This window comes from Oceanobacillus manasiensis, from assembly GCF_000724085.1.
Taxonomy (GTDB): domain Bacteria; phylum Bacillota; class Bacilli; order Bacillales; family Amphibacillaceae; genus Oceanobacillus_B; species Oceanobacillus_B manasiensis.
On sequence record NZ_CCDL010000001.1, the window covers coordinates 202,951 to 223,287 of the forward strand.

The following is a 20,337-nucleotide window of genomic DNA, read 5'->3' on the forward strand; positions in this document are numbered from 1 at the left end:
TTACAAATAAAAAATGCCTGCTTAGCAGACATTCATATTTCATACTTATTATTAATCTATACCGACAATGCGACTCCTTCTTTCTAAAAGCACTACATCACGCCAAACACCATTTAATTTGCCAATACGTTCTCGAACCCCAACTTCTATAAAACCAGCACTTTCATGAAGTCGAATGCTCCCCTTATTTTCTGGGAAAATGCCGGATTGAAGTGTCCAAAACCCATTTGCCTCACTTTCCTCAATCAGATAGGCCATAAGTTTTGTTCCGATTCCTTTGCCAATACTTTGTTTACTCAAATAAATGCTTAGCTCAGCCGCACCAGCGAATGCTTTTTTGCTGGAGGTTGGGAGAAGTGCTGCCCAACCTATAACCTTACCCGCCTCTCTAGCAACCAACCGACAGTCTTTTAAATATTTCCGATCCCATTCTTCCCAATCTGGAGCCTCTGTATCAAATGTTGCATTTCCTGTTTCAATTCCTTCTAAATAAATGGATCGCACTTGGGACCAGTCGGAAGTGGTCATATGATCCATCACAATATCATTTACTTTACTACTCATTAACAATCCAAAACCTCCGTATCACTGTGCCATCTATATCGGTATAGCTTTCATCCTCTATACCATCATTATTAAGAATAGTTTTAGCTGAACCAACGTTACCATCATCGCAGGTCACAAGTACTCTTGGAATATGTAGTTTCTTACATTTTTCTAAGGCTTCAGCAAGAATTCTTGTCGCATAACCCTTACGTCTCTCACTTGGTCTTACACTGTAGCCGATATGCCCACCGACATGGAGTAAATGCTCCGTTAATTCATGCCGGATATCCACCATTGCAAGTATTCTACCACCTGCATTCACAAGGAAATAATTGGAGCTTGGAACCCACTTACCTTGCCCACTCTCCCTATCATGCAAAGCTTGTAGATACTCTTCATATGTAGCGTGTCCAGTAAGGTTAAAGCTACTAGGAATCATGCGGGAAGGCCCCCATTCTTCCACATACTGTTTATGTTCTTCTTTCCATTCTAATGAAGGACGTACTAAACGCATCCAATCATCCCCCTTTTTTAAATATAATTATAAAACATCATATATAGACAAAGACGTTTATGCAAGCATTTTTTCAGAATAGTTCATTCGATTTTTTATATGATATAATTTTAAATTAGGAGGAATGTAGATGAAAATCATTGTCGATGCAGACGCTTGTCCAGTAAAAGATACTATTATTCAAACAGCATTAGAAAAAGAGATCCCGGTTATACTCGTATCCAGTTTTGCACATTATTCAAATGAACAGCATCCCGATGGTATCGAAACGATCTATGTTGATACCGGAGCAGAGTCGGCAGATTACCGGATCATGAAGCTGGCAGAACGCGGGGACGTCCTCGTAACACAAGATTATGGGCTGGCTTCCCTTGCACTTGCCAAAAAGTGTCATGTCCTACATCATAAAGGGTTCGTTTATACAAATGATAATATCGACCAGCTTCTCCAGACACGGTACCTTAGTGCAATGGAAAGAAAAAGCGGAAAACGTACCAAAGGGCCTAAGCCATTTACACAAGATGATCGAGAGAAATTCGCTGCGCTTTTCACACAAAAAATAAGGGAGCTGAAAAATCATTCATAGGATTTTTCAGTCCCCTTTTTACTATTTGAGTAACCGTATTTATGATTTTGCTGATCTTGGTTTTAGTGGTGCGTTTCGCATTATTGGGTATGTGATAGCAAGCCCGGCAGCTCCAAATGCGCCTAATATAATGGCAACAACATTTCCACTCCATTCAAATGATGTGAGTGATTTTATAAGAGGATCTAGCACACCACCATAATATAAAAACATAAAAGGAATCACGATAGCCATCATCCATATGGCCAGCCTTACCAACCCTAATCGGTAAAATAGACTATATAGGAGAAAGGCCATTCCAAAAAGAAAGAGAGCTGTCATCATATCCAGCCATAGATAGGACAAGAAATGATAGTCCACATAAAAGATTTCTCCCGGATGTAAAACTCCCTTGAAATTGAGCCTCCAATCACTTAATGTGACAAGGGTGAATTGAAGTACATTTAAGATAAAGACCACAACTGCAACAGACAAGATCCCAACCCCATAGAAGGATTTCAAAATCTGTAATCTTGTACTGCCCATTCCTACTCCAATAGGTAATAGTGTCTTATACCCAAATATGGCAAAGCTCGGAATAAAGAAATAAGCTGGACCAGCTATAGAGCCAATCGCTTCACTCATATCAAAAGTTAAGCCTAAGACGATCCAAAGAATAGTCAGCGGTAAGGTAACGGATAAAATCAAAACGTTTAGGAAAAACCACCTGGCATCTTCGTAAACCATTCTTGTTGTTCCACTAGTTATGCTCATCAAGCACACCTCCTTCTGTTAAATTTAGTAGATAGTCCTGCACCTGTGCCTTTTCAATAGATAATCCGTGCTCTTTTGCGATCTGTTCCCACTCGCTGGTATAGGTTGCATGCAGCATAACCTTCAGCATTTTACCTAAAGCATTTCTCTCCAACACACGCTCATTCTTTATGACCGCTTCTACTTTTTCTTGATTACCAGATAACCAGAACCCCTTTTCTCTAATTACCTCCATTTCCTCATGAAGGAAAATCTTCTGATTGTGGATAACGACCAAGGACTCACAAAGTGGCTGGATTTCCTCTATGTGGTGGGAGGATAGCAAGATAAAACGCGGGTTTTCTTCATAGGATTCCTTCAATGCTTGATAGAATTTCTTACGTATACCTGCATCTAATCCATTTGTCGGTTCATCCAAGATAGTGATCTTCGCATGACTGGCAAGACCAATTGTAATCTGAACAGCTGTCTTCATTCCTTTAGACAGCTTTGTTACCTTTTTATTTCTTGGGAGATTGAATAGCTTTAATAGTCGTTCAGCGGTTTCCTGATGCCAATTTGGATTAAAATAACGGCCAAACCTTAAAGCATCTTCTACCGACCAGATGACACTGAAAGGATGATCCTCTTCCATATAGCAAATATCCTTTACTATTTCAAGATTATTAAAAGGGGAGTGACCGAATATTTCAATGTCACCTTCTGCGGGCTTCTGGTGGCCGGCGAGTAATTTCATGAGTGTGGTTTTACCAGAGCCGTTCCTTCCCCAAAGTCCAGTAATGACTGGTTCCTCCTCAGTGAACGCAATTTTCTCTAGAATTGTTTCCTGATCATAAGCAAATGTCACGTTTTCTAACCTTATCATTTTATCTCCTCCTTCATTAACTGAATAATTTTATCGAGGTTTAATCCTAATCTGTTACCTTCCTCTAATAATGGTTTTATATAATCCTGGACATATTGCTTTTGTCTTTCTTTCATTAGGCTTTCTTTTGCCCCTTCTTTGACAAACATGCCAATCCCACGCTTTTTATAAATAAGGTTTTCATCCAAAAGTTGTTGGAGTCCTTTTCGTACAGTTGCCCTATTGATGTTATAAAACTGAGATATCTCATTTTCTGATGGAACTTTTTCCGTTTCTTCAAATTCTCCGTCGATTATGTCGTCACGGATCATATCCGCGATTTGCTGAAATATTGGTTGGGACTCATCTAACATTGCTCTCACCTAATGCCCTCCTCCCAGGATGGTTGGTTGTATACTTGTGTAATCAACTATACTCAAAGCTCAAAAAATTGTCAATGGGCAATCGTATATAGAATGGCCAATTGGATTAAGACCCCGCTCTTTGTTAAAATATAGTCAAGATACGGACGCGTAAGAGGAGGAATGTAGCATATGAAAATTATTTCGATTGAGCCGACCCCAAGCCCTTACTCCATGAAGGTAAATGTCGACGAAAAACTGCCAGATGGGCAGACAGAGAATTATAAGCGAGATGATGAAATGCAAGAGGCACCAGCCTATGTTCGCGATTTGTTTCAAATTGACGGGGTGAAAGGACTTTATCGGGTGGTCGATTTCATTGCTCTGGAAAGGAACCCACGCATCCCTTGGGAGGAAATCCTTCCCGCTGTACGCCAGGCCCTAGGTTCTTCCGAGCAACAAGAAGAAGAAAAACAAGAAACAAATGCTGGGCAACAAGAAGAAGCTTTCGGTGAAGTTCATGTCTATCTTCAGATGTTCCGCTATATCCCTATGCAGGTAAAATTAGAAGAGGGAGAAGTCGAAAAACGTTTCGGACTTCCTGAACGTTTTATGAATGCCACTATGAAAGCTTCAGAGACTTCGGATAATATGTTGATGGAACGTAAATGGGTAGAACAATCTCCTCGGTATGGAGACCTTGAGGAGATCGGAAAAGAGGTCTTGGAGGAAGTAAACGCTAGTTATGATGATGCAAGACTTGAAGATCTTGTAAAGTATGCGTTGAATAATGAAACTGCCAGCAATCGTTCATTCTATCAAAAGGTTACGATGGAAATGATGGAGGCTCCTAATTGGAAGGATCGCTATGCTGCATTAGATAGAATGGATCCAACAGAGGAAGACTTACCTGTTCTGGATAAGGCGCTCCAAGATGAAAAAGCATCTATTAGAAGACTTGCGACCGCCTATCTCGGTATGATTGAAAATAAACAAGTATTGCCATACTTATACAAAGCCTTAAAAGACAAGGCAGTTAATGTTAGAAGGACAGCGGGTGATTGTCTATCAGACCTTGGCTTTGAAGAAGCGATGCCAGAAATGATCAACTCTTTGACCGACAAAAGTCGTCTTGTCCGTTGGCGGGCAGCCATGTTCCTATACGAGCTCGGCGATGAAACTGCCATCCCTGCATTAAATGATGCCTTACAGGATCTAGAGTTCGAGGTAAGGATGCAAGTTAAAATGGCTTTGGCTCGAATCGAAGGTGGAGAGCGTGCTAAAGGGTCGATATGGCATCAAATGACAGAGGCGGCCAAACAAAAATAATCCACCCTAGTGCCACGCACTCTGGTAGATTAATGTTAGTATGTGCTCCCCCTAAAGGGAGCCTTCAGTTATTACCGTTAGTGTTTTATACGTTACTAACGGTATTTTTATTTAGCAGGCGGTTTATACAATGAGTTCAGAGTTTTTCCCTTGGTAAAAGCGAACTGCTTTTTCTAGTAATGGGCCTTCAAAGTCAGGAAAATAGACGTCTGTAAAGTATAGCTCTGCAGTTGAGGACTGCCATAAGAGAAAATTACTCATCCGCTTCTCTCCACCTGTTCGTATAACCAACTCTGGATCGGGGAGTTCCTTTGTGTACAAACATTGCTGAAGGACTTGTTCATTCAACTGCGTGAGATCCATCTTTTCGTCTTGCAATTCCCTCACAATATGTCGTACTGCCTGCAAAATATCGTCCCTCCCGCCATAGTTAAAGGCGAAATTTACGATCAATCCTGTATTAGCCTCTGTTTCATTTACCGCATTTCTCAACGCAGTTCTTGTACGACTAGGTAGTGCTTCTAAATTACCGGATATACGGACAACAATATTGCGTCTTTGAAACTCAGGAAGCTTCTGTTTAAAGAACTTAACAGGCAAATGCATTAAGTAGTTTACTTCCTCCATTGGCCTTGACCAGTTTTCAGAAGAAAAGGCATAAAGCGTTAGAACTTCAATACCTAAGTCAATGCTGGCATCAATAATTTTCTCCATCGTTTTCGCTCCGGCATAATGGCCCTCACTTCGCGTTAGTCCTCGCTGTTTTCCCCATCTTCCGTTCCCATCCATCATAATCGCTACATGCTTTGGGACACTTTTACCCATCGAAAACATCTCCTTACCTTTCATTTTATTAAAAGTCCATCTCTTTAAATTTTTGCATGACTTCCTGTCGTTTGAAATTATAAGATTGCCACGGATCTTCTTCTTTCTGGCGTAGCCTTTCTCTTATTTGTGTCAACATTGGTTTCAATCCCTTGTAATTCGGGTCGGACTTATAGATTTCCAACAAACCATCCCAACCCGTATAAGATAGCGAGTTTAAATAGTGAATATCTATTTTCTCCGTTTTCTCGTATCTAGCTATATTTTGTTTGGTCACAACTTGCTCTACATTAACTGCATTTAGCCCTGTATAAAATAGAATTGCTGCGATCAAATAAAAATGTAGTAGGGACACTTTTTCAAGCCATACTTTTATTAAGGTGTATGCGAAAATGACCATAAGTAATATCATAAACCCATGTGCCAATACTCGATCAATGGTGTAACCAAAAGCTGATTCATACATGCTTAACCGTTGGTAGGCAGATGCGAGCAAAATGGCGCTAAAAACAATTAACAATGTATAAAGGATTTTTAATACACGGTTTACTTTTACTGAGGCTTTAACAAACGTTAAAAAGCTGATAAGCAATGTCCAATTGATCAATGTTACAATAATCAATTCAAAGAACCCTCGTCGTGCATACTCTGCATAAGTGAACCCTTCCTCCAAGCTCCCCCCAAAAAAGTAGGTGAATTGAACAGCTGCAAAAAGGCCGTACAACAGATTTAAAATAGAAAGAATGGTAACCGATGTAATGCCTTCCCATCCGGTCACTTGTTTATCATGATCATAAGACTGTTTTGGGAATCTCTTCATTCGAATTGCCTGAAACAGCCCGAAAAACAAGAGTGCAGCTATCATGACAAACAATGTTCGGAATAAACCTTCAAGAAAGTTTAATTGAAGAAGAAACTCTGGCAAGGAAACAAGCATTTCCTCAAACACCGAATCAGCCGACATTAAAAGAGCTCCAATAACAAACAGAAGAGGTAAGCTAAAGCCAATTCCAATTAAAATACGAATTATCACCTTAGACGTTCCTTCCTCCACATTCTTAAACATGTAGTGGAAGATACTTTGAAAAAAGGCAATTATATACTGATACAGTTGCTCTATCTTTAATTTTAATATCGCGATAAAATAACTCGATGCCCAGTTATAATTTTCTGGTGTTGTAATTAAAATGACATGGAAATACATCAACACAGGGATAACAAATAAGTTGAGACCATAAAACAAAATCGAATCGTAATAGAGATAACTCCCTGCCAATATCCAGATTATGAGCATTAAGAGTAATCCGATTCTTCTATGATAAAAAGCAAAGCCAGTGCGATAAAAAAGAATGCTGTAAAATCCGGCAACAAACAATAGATACGAGACGCCAATACGACCATGGAAAAAGCTAATTTCCGCTAACACTCCTAGCCCTATGCAAACGACTAAAAACAGAAAATCTTTTTTTGACACTTCAACTTTCATGGAATATCCTCCAAGCATACTTTGTAATTCTATATGCATAGTAATTCTATGTATATAGGTAAAAAAATATCCGTTTTGGGACAGAAGGAAGGAAATACGTTACACAGATTTCTTCCGCCCCCATTTATACCCTAGTCGGCTGACGGGGTATAATACGACCGTAAAGCCGATACACGCCACAATAAACGGCAAACTTATCAATGGTTCAAACCATTTATGTGGAATAAATTTAAATATAACCAAATACATTAAGACCAGATTAGGAATTAAACAAATAATAAACGTTTTTTTTAACAGTTTCCTTCCGGCTTCTCCAAACTCTTTGCCTATCTCATAGCCGAGCAATCCCCAGAAAAAAGTGTAGACCACCATGATGACGGACGCTGATTTAGTGAGACCCTCCCAAAGAATATCTGTCCAATTCCAATCAAATACATGATAAATAATAGTTAAGATAGCACCACCTAAGAATATAGCCACATTTAAGATTACAAAGAGCCATTGTGTTTTCTTAGGCGTAATCGCTGCCTCCTGTTTCCACAACGAAGCAATTTCCTCTGGTTCCCCAAGCCTTTCAACTAATATGGGGTAAGAGCTTTTCCCCTCTGTCTCTTGTTCTAATTCATAAATATGGGCCTGATATTCAGCCAGAATCGACTCTTTATCCGGATGGTCGTCAAGCTCATCTGCTAATTTCTCTTGGAAGGTTTTTGCTCCCTGATTCATGTTTCGTTTCTCCGAATCAGGTTATTCATCACTTGAACATAACGGTGCCATTCACTCGTCTTCTCCTCAAGCATTTCCTTCCCCTGTTCGGTAATCCGATAATATTTACGGGCAGGCCCCTTCTCCTGGTTTTGCCAATAGCATTCAATATACTCCTGTTTTTCCAGTTTATGTAGTGCCGGATACAAGGTACCTTCCTTAATTTGCAGGTTATGCTCACTACGCTGATCCATTTCCTTTACAAGTTCATAACCGTACATATCCCGTTCTTCCAACAACTGTAATACAAGCAAAGAGGTACTGCCTTTCACTAGCTCCCGATTAAACATTTTATCACCTACCTAGAATTATTAGGTATGTTCACTATATATAATTATTTTCTGTTTGTAAAGCATTTATCCCATTTACTGGAGCATAATCTTTAACTGGTCTATCCTTTTTCTTATCCATGAGCGCTTGTCAGGTAAAAGTGAAATGTCACCCCGTTCAGCAATGGTCTCTACTGCATCATCGATGGACACTCCGTTTCAATCTAGACAGCACACCTTGTTTCTTATATAATAGCACTAACTTAAAACGAAAGGGTGACCCGGGTACATGAAGTTATAATCCTATTTCACTTGAAAAACATCTGCATAGGTATGATAAGAAAAACAGACAAGATCTGTCTTTTTTGCACGTTGGGAAGTATAAAATCTTAGCTAGGAAGCAATAACGACTTAGTTAAAATTTTGAAGACCCAAGTATAAGAAAAACGTGCACATTCTCCAAAAGACAAGCGAATGCGAGTTTTTCTAACATGCCGCTTATGAATGTTTTTAGAATAGGATTGTTTCATGTATTTGGATAGCTGCACAAGGGGGAAGTATCCTTTTTTGTGCTACACCTGCATGCTGCCTTCTATTCTAAAAACGAATAGGAGGCTTTTTTTAGCTCCAAAGCAAAAGCGGAAGCGACTGTTTAGAGACGTACGGACTGGAGTGAACCGCAGGAGATAAAGGAAATATGCCCCTGCAAAAGGGGTATGTCGGCGTTGGCCGACAAGGCCGATTTTAGTCGACCTACAATAATCTAGGGATCTGATATTGACTTTCACCGCAAGGGTATAAGTGCGATTAAGCCTCTGGTTTTCACCAATCGGCAAGTCTTCTTTATCGTACGGAGGTGAGGGAAGTCACGCTAGTCTCTGGGCGCTAGAGCTAGACGTGGCCTTTTTGCAAATGGATTATACAAGTCTTAATAAACTGGAACGGAGAGGATATTTATGCGTTTAATAGAAGCACGCGATATAAACATTGACGCCCGGGATCGTCGTTTAGTCCATCTAGAATACCTTGCTATACATGCACATGATCGTATTGGCCTTGTTGGAAAGAACGGCAGTGGAAAGACAACATTACTTGAGGTCCTCGCAGGTAAAAAAGCTCCTGACAACGGGCTCGTAACAGTAAACACGTCTATCGCTCACATCCCACAATTAAAGCGAACAGATACGGTAAAGAGTGGTGGTGAGGTGACCCAGGAATATATTAACGATGCTTTTTCCAAAAATGCTGGACTAATATTTGCTGATGAGCCTACAACAAACCTTGATACAGCCCATATCGAGAAGCTGGAAACACAGCTAAAAAAACGACAAGGGGCCATGGTGGTAATTTCGCATGACAGGGCGTTCCTTGATGCACTTTGCAATAAAATTTGGGAACTCGACGAAGGAACCATAACAGAATACAAAGGAAATTATTCTGATTATGCAAGACAGAAGGAACAAGAAGTAGAACAAAAGCGGCAGGCTCACGCACAGTATGAAAAAAAGAAGAAACAACTAGAAGAGGCGCTTGAGATTAAAGAACAAAAAGCCCAGCGAGCAACAAAGAAGCCGAAGCATACAAGCAATTCAGAGGCGAAGATTACGGGTGCAAAGCCGTATTTTGCAAACAAACAAAAGAAACTACGCAAAACAGCAAAAGCCATCGAAACCAGATTAGATAAATTAGAAAAGGTTGATAAAGTTAAGGAAGTAGCACCTATTAAAATGCAATTACCAAATGAAGATCGCATACGCAACCGCATCATTCTTCGTGTCGAAGAACTTTCCGCAAAAGCAGGAAAACGTAAACTGTGGAAGGATGTAAGCTTTACAATATCTGGGGGGGATAAGATTGCCATTGTGGGACCAAATGGCAGTGGAAAAACCACACTTATAAAAAAGCTTATGAAGGAAGCTCCAGGTGTTACACACTCTGCTGCCATAAAAATTGGTTACTTTAGTCAAAACCTTGATATTCTAGATAAGGAAAAAAGCATTTTAGAGAATATTAGCGAAACATCCAGTCAAGAGGAAACAATAATCCGTACTGTTCTTGCCAGGCTACGTTTTTTTCGTGATGATGTATATAAGAAAGTGGATATCTTAAGTGGTGGTGAGCGCGTTAAAGTAGCACTCGCAAAACTACTCCTAAATGATATTAATACGTTAGTCTTGGACGAACCAACTAATTATTTAGATATTGAAGCAGTAGAAGCGCTAGAAAATTTGCTGTCAGATTATGAAGGTACTATTATTGTGGTATCCCATGACAGACGCTTTATAGAGCATCTTGCAAGTCGCGTCTTTTCCATTGAAGACAGTACCCTTCACATTGTAGAAGGAGATTTTCAAGCTTATAAAAATGACAGTGCATCTGAATCACTCAGCCAAGTAGAAGAAGAACTTTTCATCATTGAAACAAGAATAACGGAGACACTAAGCAGATTAAGTATAGAACCTTCCAAGGAATTGGACAGTACCTTTCAAAACCTTTTAGAGCAAAAGAGAGAACTTCAAAAAAAGCTTCAAAAATAACAACTGTGTTTAGCTATTCATTGACTTTGACCATATTTTTATATATATTTAATTAATAATACATTAATTAAATATATTAAAGGAGGATGAGCATATTGGCCGAAAACCTTTCATTAAAAGCATTTGTCGTTTTAATGAAATCCTCTAAAACGATACAAGAGCGAGTAAAACAAGATATCCAAAGCTATGGTATGAAAACTTCTGAATTTGCCATCCTGGAGACACTCTTTCATAAGGGGCGCCAAACGGTTAGACAAATATCCGAAGCAGTCTTAATTAATACCGGCTCTATCACCTATGTTATTGATAAACTGGAGACAAAAGGTTTACTAGAAAGAGAGCATTGCAAGGAAGACCGGCGTGTTGTCTATATCCAGATTACCAACAAAGGAACACAGTTAATGCAGGAAATCTTTCCAAAGCATCAACAAGTGATTGAGGATTTATTCGAAGGAGTTAGTGAAGAGGATATGCGTGTTGTAATAGAGACATTGAAAAAGGTGGGCCTCAAAGCCTAAAACACGGGAAGGAGCATGGTAATGAAACATATCTTTAAGAAGGGCAGTAATCCGCAAAGACCTACTCTCTTATTGCTGCACGGCACTGGAGGTACTGAGCAGGATCTGCTTGCATTAGCTGATAAAATTGACCCCGAAGCGAATGTATTAAGTGTAAGAGGGAATGTTTCAGAAAATGGAATGCCTAGATTCTTTAGACGTTTAGCTGAAGGCGTATTTGATGAAGAGGATCTCATTTTTCGAACAGATGAATTAAATCAATTTCTGAATGAAGCATCCGAGAAATATGAATTTGACCGAAGCACAATTACTGCAGTTGGGTATTCCAATGGCGCTAACATTGCCGCAAGCTTAATGTTTCACTATAAGGAAGCATTAAACGCAGCGATTCTGCACCACCCTATGGTGCCACGCAGAGGAATTAGTCTGCCTGACTTAAGTGGCAAAAGAGTCTTCATTACAGCTGGAACCAATGATCCGATTTGCCCGTCTCAAGAATCAAAGGATTTACAACAACTATTACAAGAGGCTTCCGCAAATGTGGAAGTCCACTGGGAAAACCATGGACACCAGCTGACACTCAGTGAGGTAGAAGCCGCAGCAGCTTGGTATCAAAACAAAAGCTCAAGCGACCGTTAAGAGACGTACGGACTGGGGACTGCGGTTACTCGCCCCACCGAAAACCTTTTGGACTGAGCCGTAGGAGATAAAGGAAACACGGCACCGCAGGGCGCCGATGTTGACTTTCACCCTCCGGGTATAAGTGCGACTAAGCCTCTGGTTAACACCAATCGGCAAGTCTTCTTTATTGTACGAAGGTGAGGGAAGTCTCGCTAGTCTCTGGGAGCTGGAGCTGGAGCTGGACGCGGCCGTTCCTGGTAAGGAATCTAATAAAGCTCAATTCTTTATACCATCTTTACTACAAACAAAAGCTCAAGCGACCGTTAAGAGATTCTTAAAAAGTGCTAGCCGCATAGGATCCTTTCATAGAAGGCCTCCTATGCGGATTTTTTAGTTTCGCATTATAATATAAACGAGGTACATCAGATAGAAAATAGCTAGTACAGCACCCTCCCGCTTTCCAACACGGAAATTCGTCCGCGAAAACACGAGCAATAAAATCGTTAAAAGAAGCATGATTACGACGTCTATCCCCACTTTACTGCTAACAGATAGTGGTGTGATAACAGAAGAGGCTCCAAGTACAAACAAAATATTGAAGATATTACTACCGACAATATTTCCAAGTGCAATATCGCTTTGCTTCTTCAAGGCTGCCGTGATGGATGTTACAAGTTCAGGAAGTGAGGTACCTATTGCGATGATCGTGAGGCCGACCAACGTTTCGCTCATCCCGACTGCATAAGCAATTTCTGTACCATTACTAACAACCAGCTCCCCACCAAAAACAATTCCAGCAAGCCCCAAAATAGTAAGCCCTATATTTTTCCCCCATTTAATATCGTCTGAAATAGCTTCATTTTGACTGTCTTGGCGACTTTTAAGCGCTACTTCAATTACATAGTACATAAAAACGGATAAAAATAAGAGGAAAATAAGACCATCACTACGGGTAATCAGATTATTGCTATGGTCCTGTAAAAAGACATCATTTATCACTACTAAAAGTGCGCCACCCGCTAGTAGAGTAAAGGGAATTTCCTTACGTATCGTCTCGTTTTCCACTTTTAAAGGGAAAATAATAGCCGCTATCCCTACGACAAGAGTGAGATTAAATATATTGCTTCCGATTACATTACCTAACGAAACATCAGAGCTCCCCTCCATTGCCGCAATAATACTTACTGTTGCTTCTGGAGAACTGGTTCCAAAAGCAACAATGGTTAAACCAATAAGGATGGGTGGTACTCTGAGAAGTCTTGCAATATTTGAGGACCCATCAACAAACAAATCCGCACCTTTAATGAGTAATACAAATCCTACCAGTAAAAATAAATAAGACAAGCTTTCCCACGTCCTTTTTCTGAATGAGAATTGACCCCCTAGAAAACCATACCCCAAATCCCGTCTTCGAAAGTTTTCGATTTTATTTTAACTTAAAATATGGAATCTCTCGCTAAGTTAGTCACTATAAGGTGAGGCGAATGGTGTTACCAGCAGGATCTTTAACTTCACTATATTCAGGGTATGTCTTCACTTTTACTTGTGCTTCTATAAGACGGTTAACTGCCTCTGTTCTAGAATTCTCATTAGGAAATACAAGGGAAAACCAATTTAATCCAACCCGGTTTGGTTGTGGCGTTTTAGCTCCCTCACCATTCCAAGTATTTAGGCCGATATGATGGTGGTAATCCCCTGTTGAAATGAATAGTGCACCAGGATATCGCGTTACTACAGAGAAGTTTAACCCTTGATTATAAAAAGTCTCTGATGCTTTTAAATTAGCAACATGTAGATGGATATGGCCGAGAATTGTCTCTTCCGGTAATCCACTCCATACCTCACGTTCTTCCGCTAACAGTCCATCACCATCTAGTGGATCTGTTCCCATTTTAACCTGATCACCATTCCAGTTCCACCCACTTGAGTCCCTATCAGAATAAACTTCAATACCGTTACCATCAGGATCTGATAGATAGAGTGCTTCACTCACCTCATGATCAGCAGCACCAAGCTGTACACCTCGTTTGAGAGCATGCTCCAGAAAGGAAGATAGTGCAGCTCTGTTCGGTAAAAGGATAGCAAAATGGTATAATCCTGTCGTTCTCCGCTCTTTTTCCGTAACATTTTCTGGCATTTCAAGCGTTAGCATGGCTGTTTTACCATTCGCAGAAAGCCTCGCTGTCCGTTCAGTCTTATCCAAAACCTGAAAGCCTATAACGGTTTGATAAAAATCTATAGCTTGTTGAAGGTCTGTCACATTGATAGAGAGCCCCCCTACATATGTTGCCGGCTCATTAAAAAACTTTTTTTCCACAAGATCCACTCCTATTCATCCTCTTTTCTAAAAGAGGCACTTTATAAAACTAACTTACTTATTGTAACCTAATTAGTATAGCATACTTAAATCGACTTACGTTATATTATTGACCATAAGGGCTAGGATATCAGCCTATACTAGAGGGGCATCGGCCATTAGGAACGGGATATCGCTCTTGACGCGAGATATCAACCTTATGAGCGAAGTTGAATCGCTCCCGTTGTTATGCCGAGAAACAGTCTAAATGTTATAATGAAGTTATAAACTTCTGTGCTAAGAGAGGGTGCCTTATTGTGATCATTCGAGAACGCGATCATGACTTTATTCTTGTTGAACAACATAATCATGCGCTTGCCTCAGGGGAACTTATCAAACAGTGGAAGATGGGTTCATTCATCGATTCACCATTGCAAGAGTCTGTTATTTTTGCCACCCAGCAACATGATGCTGGGTGGATCCCAGCAGATAAACAACCATTTTGGAATGATGCAAAAGAAATGCCGTATAGCTTTATAGACTTTCCTGCGCCAATGAAAACATTACTCTATTCGCATGGAATTGATCAGGTACAATCAACTGATTTATATTCCGCGTTATTATGTAGTGAGCATTATGTCCGTTTTCTCAAACAGGACGATACGGAATCAGGTAGAATTTTTGTAGAGCAGGAAAAGAAGAGGCAGGAAATAATACATTCATCACTCGCTTCCTTTGATGAAAAACTTTTTTCCTACCACTATGCATTACTACAGTTTTGCGATAATTTATCATTGTTTTTATGCCTAAATGAGCCTGGAGAAAACAGCCACCCCTTCTTCACCAAGGGAATACCGCTTTCCAGTGCGCTTCCTCATTTTTCCCAAGAGAAGATGGCCTTAACATGGGCAAATAATGAAGAGATTTTAATTAAGGAATTTCCATTTAAAAATCCCTTCTCCATCACATACACTTTTAAAAAAATTACCAAAAACCAAATACGTAAAAATGGCCTTATTAACAGCTATGTAGGAGCACCATTTAAACAAACCACTATCCAAATTAAAGAAAAACAGGAAAGCTAGAATCTTTTAGCTTTCCTGTCCTAATAACGTCTCTCTCTGCTTCTCCTTCACCATTTCCGGCTCCACATATAACTTCCTTGTAGGGATGGCAATCTCGAGTTTTTCTCTTTCAATAATAGCTAGAATAGCAAGGTTAATCTCTTGCTTTACCTTCAAGTGTTCTTCCCAATCTGTAGTATTTGTGAAGAAATAAAGGAAGATTTCCCAGCCATTTTCGCCGTACGCATCCACGTTTACTAGAATCGTTTCCTTGTTTATGGCGTCATGATGCCTTAGGAGAACTTGAATCTCTTTTACTATCCCTTCCAATTGTTCTCTTTTTGCCCCATACATTAAGGACAATTTAAACGTGATTTGGCGCTTCCCCATTTTGCTCCAATTTGTTATTGCCTCATTTGAAAGTGTCGCATTGGGGACAGTGACAAGCGCTTGGGCAAAGGTTCGTACTTTCGTACTGCGAAAGCTAATATCTTCAATAGTTCCTTCAACGCTTGGTGTTTTAATCCAATCTCCAATGGTAAAAGGCTTTTCTGTAATAATAATGATCCCACCGAATAAGTTTGCTAACGCATCCTTTGCTGCTAAAGCGAAGGCAAGTCCGCCAATACCTAGACCAGCAACAAAGCCGTTAATATCATAATCAAATTCCTGGGCAATAACACTAATACCGATGGCTACGATAATGAGCCGCAGTGCTTTTGAAAAAAACGGGATTAAAATATGATCAATTTTTACATTGTATTTATGATTTATTTTAGAAAATAGCACAGATGAAGAACAGGAAAGATTGTATAGTCCCCATCCCACCGCAAAGATTACCGATGAACGAACTAAATGGTTAAATAAGGCATTGCTTTCATTAAAATATGGGAACCCCTTTGCCGCTATGTATATGCCAATAACAGTTATTAACAGCTGTAATGGCTTTTCAAATGATGTTTGAAGTTGCGCAAAAAATCCATTCCATGTATTCCTACTTACCTTCAATAACATACGAAAGAAAAAGTTTGTAAACCGAATTCTGAGCAAAAGAAAGATTGCGAGGATAATAATAGACAAAGCTGTATTTAGATGAAATTGGTACTGTTGTACAAAATCCCAAAACATTTATAGCTACCCCCGATAGTTTTTCTATTACTATGTATATAGCCTGTCCCGGTAGAATAGTCATAAAAAGATAAATTCATTTTAAAAATGAAAACGCCCGCGATTTTTTATATTATTCTCATTAATCCAACTATTCATTGCCTTAAAGCTAGAAAGTAAGTTATACTGAGGATGAAATTGGAAACGACTTACAATGTGAGGAGCATTAGATATATGGGAATTAGAGAATTAGTAAAAAACCTTATTTTATAACATTATAAAATAAGGAGTGAATTAATTGGTTACTAATTTATACGAAAATGTAATTGAAGTATCCCAGCTTGGTGTTCAATATGATAATAAAGTTTGGGGAATTGAAGATATTAATGTGACATTTAAAAAGGGTAAATTAATAGCGCTTGTCGGTGCAAATGGTGCTGGTAAGTCTACCTTTTTGAACGCACTATGTGGGCTAATGAAGCCCACAACAGGTGACGTCTTTTTCAATAAAGATCTCATAAATCGTAACACCCCTTTCCATAACATTGGTTGGAGTAAACAAACACATGCAATAGATTGGTATGTAAATGTATTTGACAATGTTGTCGTTAGCGCAAGATTAGCGGGAAAAAGTAGAAAAACCTCAAAAATAGATACACTTGCAGCGCTTGATTTAGTTGGATTATTAGAATATAAAGATCGAGATGTGGATGCATTATCAGGTGGTCAGCAACAAAGAGTTCAAATTGCCAGAGCCCTCGTCCACCATCCAGACATTATGATATTGGATGAACCTACTACTGGCCTTGATGCTGAATCATCAGAGAAATTACTGTCCCATTTAAAAGAGAAAGCAAATAAAGGTGGCCTAGTAATCGTATCTTCACATGATCTAAATCTATTGGACAGTTATTGTGATAGCGTGTTGCTTTTAAAGCAAGGAAGTATTGTAGCTTATGAGCCTATAACGAAATTCATTTCTCGTTATCGCGATAAAGAGATACTCACGATTGAGTATGAGGGAGAGCTAGCAGAGCTAGAAAAATTTAAGTTAGAAGCAATTGAAGGTGTCGTTACGATTAACGATTTAAAACCTTTAGTAATAGAAATCAAAAGGAATACACCAATTGGACAGATAATAAATACACTAGATTCACTTGTATTCGTGATAGACATAAATCGGACTTCCCCTGGGCTTCGAGAAGCATATCTAGAAGTCGCAAGAGCAAGGGAGGAAGTATGATGATGAAAAACGATGCAAATTTTGTAAATACTAAAACGTTTCGCAAAGGGACCCACTTTCACTGGGCCAAAACCCTTATTCTGGCAGAGAATGAGCTAAAGGCAGTATGGCACAATAAACCTTTAATAGTGAATGCATTTCTAAACCCTATTTTGTACCTCATTTTTTTCATGGCTGGATTAAGAGGGATGACTGGTGGAATTATAGTAAATGGCACGGAAGTTGATTTTTTAGCCTTTACACTGCCTGGTATTCTTATGATGTTGGTTATCAGCTTAATGGGTCATACCGTATACAGAAGTACCATTGATAAGCGATGGGGGCTTCTTGGGTACAAATTTATGAATGGCATATCGCCTCTTAGTTATGTAACCGGATTGATGGTTTACCCGTTTTTTGTATTTTTAGTTCAAGGAGTACTGCTTGCCGTGCTTTCTTTGTTCTACGGGATAAGCTATTCCATTACGAATTTACTTCTTGCCATATCTCTTGGAATAGTAGGGATTATATTTTGGTGTTCTTTAGGTATTATCATTACGACAAGAATAAATGATTATCATCAAAGGGACATTGTACTTGGTTTAATGACACTGCCAATTTTGTTTACAGCTCCAACATTTTACGCGATAGAAAGTGCACCTGTGTATATTCAATTCATATCTTGGTTTAACCCAATAACGTACCAAGTTACGGCAATTCGCAGCCTTTTCTTAGGCCAGCCAGATATAATGATGATCATTATTTCCACAGCTCTTTCTATTATTCTCTTAATACTAGCAGTTCGCTTAATAGCAAAAGCTGAACTAGTTAGTAACGAGCATTAGCAATGTAACTTATAAAAATGGATAAATTAGAAAGCATTCCTATTTTGATGGGGATGCTTTTTAATTTGGATCCCCTCTTTGTATAACGCAATCAGCTATTTCGACGGATACTCATTTTTAGAATTTTCGCAGGAAAAAAGAGCGTTTTTTTAAGCAAATTGGGGAAAGCTAATAGGGAACGAAATATTTTAAAAAGGATGGTTGATATTGTGAGTGAAAAAGAGTCACGTACCGGGCAAACGAACATAGAAAACGAAGACACATTAACCACGAGACAAGGTCATCCCGTCACGAATAACCAAAACATACGCACAGTAGGAAACCGCGGCCCAGCTACGTTAGAAAACTATGACTTCATTGAAAAAATAAGTCACTTTGACAGAGAAAAAGTACCCGAGCGGATTGTACATGCTCGTGGTGCAGGTGCGCACGGCTATTTTGAAACCTATGGAACAGCCGGAGATGACCCTGTTTCAAAATACACTCGTGCAAAGGTATTTCAGGATAAAGGGAAGCAAACACCAGTATTTGTACGTTTCTCTACCGTTGTACATGGAAATCACTCACCTGAAACCGTCCGTGACCCACGTGGCTTTGCAGTTAAATTCTATACTGAGGATGGAAACTGGGATCTTGTAGGAAACAATCTCAAAATCTTTTTTATCCGCGATGCTATGAAGTTCCCTGACATGATCCACGCTTTTCGTCCAGATCCCATGACGAACATCCAAGATAGCCAGCGTTTTTTTGATTTTTGCTCCAACTCTCCTGAATCTTTTCATATGGTTACGTTTGTTTACTCCCCCTGGGGGATCCCAGCAAACTACCGTATGATGCAAGGTTCTGGCGTAAATACGTACAGGTGGGTGAACCAGGAAGGTGAAGCCGTGCTGGTTAAGTATCATTGGGAACCGAAACAGGGTATTAAAAACCTTACCATGAAAGAAGCTGCTGAAATTCAGGCAACGAATTTTAATCATGCAACCCAGGATTTGTATGATGCTATTGAAAAGGGCGATTATCCAGAGTGGGAACTTTTTGTACAGGTTATGAGCGATGAAGAACATCCTGAGCTTGATTTTGATCCACTTGACGATACGAAACTTTGGCCTGAAGACCAATTCCCATGGCTTCCAGTTGGAAAGATGGTCTTAAATAAAAATCCCGAAAACTACTTTACCGAGGTGGAACAAGCTTCATTTGGGACTGGTGTGTTAGTAGACGGACTTGACTTTTCTGATGATAAAATGCTGCAAGGTCGTACCTTCTCCTATTCCGATACACAGCGTTATCGCGTTGGGGCTAACTACCTCCAACTACCGATTAACGCAGCTAAAAAACGCGTTGCCACAAACCAAGAAGGTGGTCAGCTACGTTACGAAAATGATAAGGCACCAGGACAGAATCCACATGTTAACTACGAGCCTTCCACACTTGGGGGACTAAAGGAAACAGAACAAACCGGAAAAGAACATACACCTAAAGTCCAAGGGAAATTAGTCAGGGAGTCTATTGAACGTAACGATAATACGAAACAAGCCGGAGAGACCTACCGACAATTTGAAGATTGGGAGAAAGATGAATTAATTGGCAATATGGTTGGTGATCTAGCTGAATGTGACCAGCGTATTCAGGATAAAATGGTCGCTCTTGCTGAAGAGGCTGATGAAGAATATGGTCGTCGTCTTCGTGAAGGTCTTGCGAATGCAAAGAAAGACGGATCGAGCATGAACCCATTAGGTAATAAGGACAGTGAAAAAGCACCTGAACAAGCGATTAAAAAAGGACATGAGGCCGATCCTTACTAAAAATTTACTTTTGAACAGACAGAGAGCCGACCAGCATTGA

The 20,337-nt window shown here is 39.6% G+C and carries 21 protein-coding genes; 9 read left to right on the forward strand and 12 right to left on the reverse strand.

The features are described 5' to 3' along the window. Nucleotides 1–51 precede the first annotated feature (51 nt). Together BN985_RS01115 and BN985_RS01120 are read right to left on the reverse strand one after the other, a co-directional pair. Nucleotides 52–564, reverse strand: a complete 513-nt coding sequence (locus tag BN985_RS01115; protein WP_042222816.1) for a GNAT family N-acetyltransferase — start codon at nt 562–564, stop codon at nt 52–54. Next, nucleotides 557–1,060 carry a GNAT family N-acetyltransferase gene (locus tag BN985_RS01120; RefSeq protein ID WP_042220588.1) on the reverse strand — a complete coding sequence of 168 codons (504 nt, stop codon included), beginning with the start codon at nt 1,058–1,060 and terminating at the stop codon, nt 557–559. The genes BN985_RS01115 and BN985_RS01120 overlap by 8 nt, the downstream gene beginning before the upstream one ends. 130 nt (nt 1,061–1,190) lie before the next feature. Here BN985_RS01120 and BN985_RS01125 point away from each other — a divergent pair, with 130 nt between their 5' ends. Continuing rightward, entirely contained in the window at nt 1,191–1,646 is a 456-nt protein-coding gene (locus tag BN985_RS01125; protein ID WP_042220589.1) for a YaiI/YqxD family protein, read from the forward strand. 39 nt (nt 1,647–1,685) lie between these two features. Here BN985_RS01125 and BN985_RS01130 read toward each other — a convergent pair whose 3' ends face one another. Genes BN985_RS01130 through BN985_RS01140 form a run of 3 tightly spaced genes read right to left on the reverse strand, consistent with a single transcriptional unit; the run spans nt 1,686 to nt 3,617 of the window. Further along, nucleotides 1,686–2,399, reverse strand: coding sequence for a hypothetical protein (locus tag BN985_RS01130; RefSeq protein ID WP_042220590.1), 714 nt, complete (start codon nt 2,397–2,399; stop codon nt 1,686–1,688). Next, nucleotides 2,386–3,264, reverse strand: a complete 879-nt coding sequence (locus BN985_RS01135; protein ID WP_042220591.1) for an ATP-binding cassette domain-containing protein — start codon at nt 3,262–3,264, stop codon at nt 2,386–2,388. Before BN985_RS01135 ends, BN985_RS01130 begins: the two co-directional genes overlap by 14 nt. Further along, entirely contained in the window at nt 3,261–3,617 is a 357-nt protein-coding gene (locus BN985_RS01140) for a GntR family transcriptional regulator (protein WP_332257477.1), read from the reverse strand. The genes BN985_RS01135 and BN985_RS01140 overlap by 4 nt, the downstream gene beginning before the upstream one ends. A 180-nt stretch (nt 3,618–3,797) precedes the next feature. Here BN985_RS01140 and BN985_RS01145 point away from each other — a divergent pair, with 180 nt between their 5' ends. Then, the gene (locus BN985_RS01145) at nt 3,798–4,934 is read left to right on the forward strand and encodes a conserved virulence factor C family protein (protein ID WP_042220593.1); all 1,137 of its coding nucleotides are present in this window, start codon (nt 3,798–3,800) and stop codon (nt 4,932–4,934) included. 123 nt (nt 4,935–5,057) lie between these two features. Here BN985_RS01145 and BN985_RS01150 read toward each other — a convergent pair whose 3' ends face one another. The 4 genes from BN985_RS01150 to BN985_RS01165 form a co-directional block, all read right to left on the reverse strand. Further along, nucleotides 5,058–5,759, reverse strand: a complete 702-nt coding sequence (locus BN985_RS01150) for an isoprenyl transferase (protein ID WP_052360576.1) — start codon at nt 5,757–5,759, stop codon at nt 5,058–5,060. A gap of 28 nt (nt 5,760–5,787) precedes the next feature. After that, complete coding sequence (locus tag BN985_RS01155) at nt 5,788–7,245, reverse strand: DUF4153 domain-containing protein (protein ID WP_042220595.1); 1,458 nt, start codon at nt 7,243–7,245, stop codon at nt 5,788–5,790. A gap of 99 nt (nt 7,246–7,344) precedes the next feature. After that, nucleotides 7,345–7,971: an HAAS signaling domain-containing protein gene (locus tag BN985_RS01160; protein WP_042220597.1), complete on the reverse strand. Its 627-nt coding sequence runs from the start codon at nt 7,969–7,971 to the stop codon at nt 7,345–7,347. Then, nucleotides 7,968–8,300: a PadR family transcriptional regulator gene (locus tag BN985_RS01165; protein ID WP_042220598.1), complete on the reverse strand. Its 333-nt coding sequence runs from the start codon at nt 8,298–8,300 to the stop codon at nt 7,968–7,970. The genes BN985_RS01160 and BN985_RS01165 overlap by 4 nt, the downstream gene beginning before the upstream one ends. Before the next feature lie 935 nt (nt 8,301–9,235). Here BN985_RS01165 and BN985_RS01170 point away from each other — a divergent pair. The 3 genes from BN985_RS01170 (at nt 9,236) to BN985_RS01180 (ending at nt 11,973) form a co-directional block, all read left to right on the forward strand. Beyond that, nucleotides 9,236–10,816 carry a Vga family ABC-F type ribosomal protection protein gene (locus BN985_RS01170; protein ID WP_042220599.1) on the forward strand — a complete coding sequence of 527 codons (1,581 nt, stop codon included), beginning with the start codon at nt 9,236–9,238 and terminating at the stop codon, nt 10,814–10,816. Nucleotides 10,817–10,911: 95 nt separating this feature from the next. Further along, on the forward strand, nt 10,912–11,334 hold the full coding sequence (locus BN985_RS01175) for a MarR family winged helix-turn-helix transcriptional regulator (RefSeq protein WP_042220600.1): 423 nt from the start codon (nt 10,912–10,914) through the stop codon (nt 11,332–11,334). Between the two features lie 21 nt (nt 11,335–11,355). Beyond that, on the forward strand, nt 11,356–11,973 hold the full coding sequence (locus tag BN985_RS01180; RefSeq protein ID WP_042220602.1) for an alpha/beta hydrolase: 618 nt from the start codon (nt 11,356–11,358) through the stop codon (nt 11,971–11,973). A 372-nt stretch (nt 11,974–12,345) separates the two neighbouring features. Here the strand turns inward: BN985_RS01180 and BN985_RS01190 are convergent, their stop codons facing one another. Together BN985_RS01190 and BN985_RS01195 are read right to left on the reverse strand one after the other, a co-directional pair. Next, nucleotides 12,346–13,299: a calcium/sodium antiporter gene (locus BN985_RS01190; RefSeq protein WP_042220605.1), complete on the reverse strand. Its 954-nt coding sequence runs from the start codon at nt 13,297–13,299 to the stop codon at nt 12,346–12,348. Between the two features lie 124 nt (nt 13,300–13,423). After that, nucleotides 13,424–14,272 carry a VOC family protein gene (locus BN985_RS01195; RefSeq protein ID WP_042222818.1) on the reverse strand — a complete coding sequence of 283 codons (849 nt, stop codon included), beginning with the start codon at nt 14,270–14,272 and terminating at the stop codon, nt 13,424–13,426. A 296-nt stretch (nt 14,273–14,568) separates the two neighbouring features. Between BN985_RS01195 and BN985_RS01200 the strand changes: the two genes are divergently transcribed. Further along, complete coding sequence (locus tag BN985_RS01200) at nt 14,569–15,336, forward strand: DUF3891 family protein (protein WP_042220607.1); 768 nt, start codon at nt 14,569–14,571, stop codon at nt 15,334–15,336. A gap of 6 nt (nt 15,337–15,342) precedes the next feature. Here BN985_RS01200 and BN985_RS01205 read toward each other — a convergent pair whose 3' ends face one another. Further along, nucleotides 15,343–16,443, reverse strand: coding sequence for a mechanosensitive ion channel family protein (locus BN985_RS01205; protein WP_042220608.1), 1,101 nt, complete (start codon nt 16,441–16,443; stop codon nt 15,343–15,345). 277 nt (nt 16,444–16,720) lie between these two features. Here BN985_RS01205 and BN985_RS01210 point away from each other — a divergent pair, with 277 nt between their 5' ends. The 3 genes from BN985_RS01210 (at nt 16,721) to BN985_RS01220 (ending at nt 20,297) form a co-directional block, all read left to right on the forward strand. Further along, nucleotides 16,721–17,665, forward strand: a complete 945-nt coding sequence (locus BN985_RS01210) for a metal ABC transporter ATP-binding protein (protein WP_052360577.1) — start codon at nt 16,721–16,723, stop codon at nt 17,663–17,665. After that, entirely contained in the window at nt 17,665–18,489 is an 825-nt protein-coding gene (locus BN985_RS01215; protein WP_042220609.1) for an ABC transporter permease, read from the forward strand. The genes BN985_RS01210 and BN985_RS01215 overlap by 1 nt, the downstream gene beginning before the upstream one ends. 197 nt (nt 18,490–18,686) lie before the next feature. After that, nucleotides 18,687–20,297 carry a catalase gene (locus BN985_RS01220; protein WP_042220610.1) on the forward strand — a complete coding sequence of 537 codons (1,611 nt, stop codon included), beginning with the start codon at nt 18,687–18,689 and terminating at the stop codon, nt 20,295–20,297. The last annotated feature ends 40 nt before the right edge of the window (nt 20,298–20,337 follow it).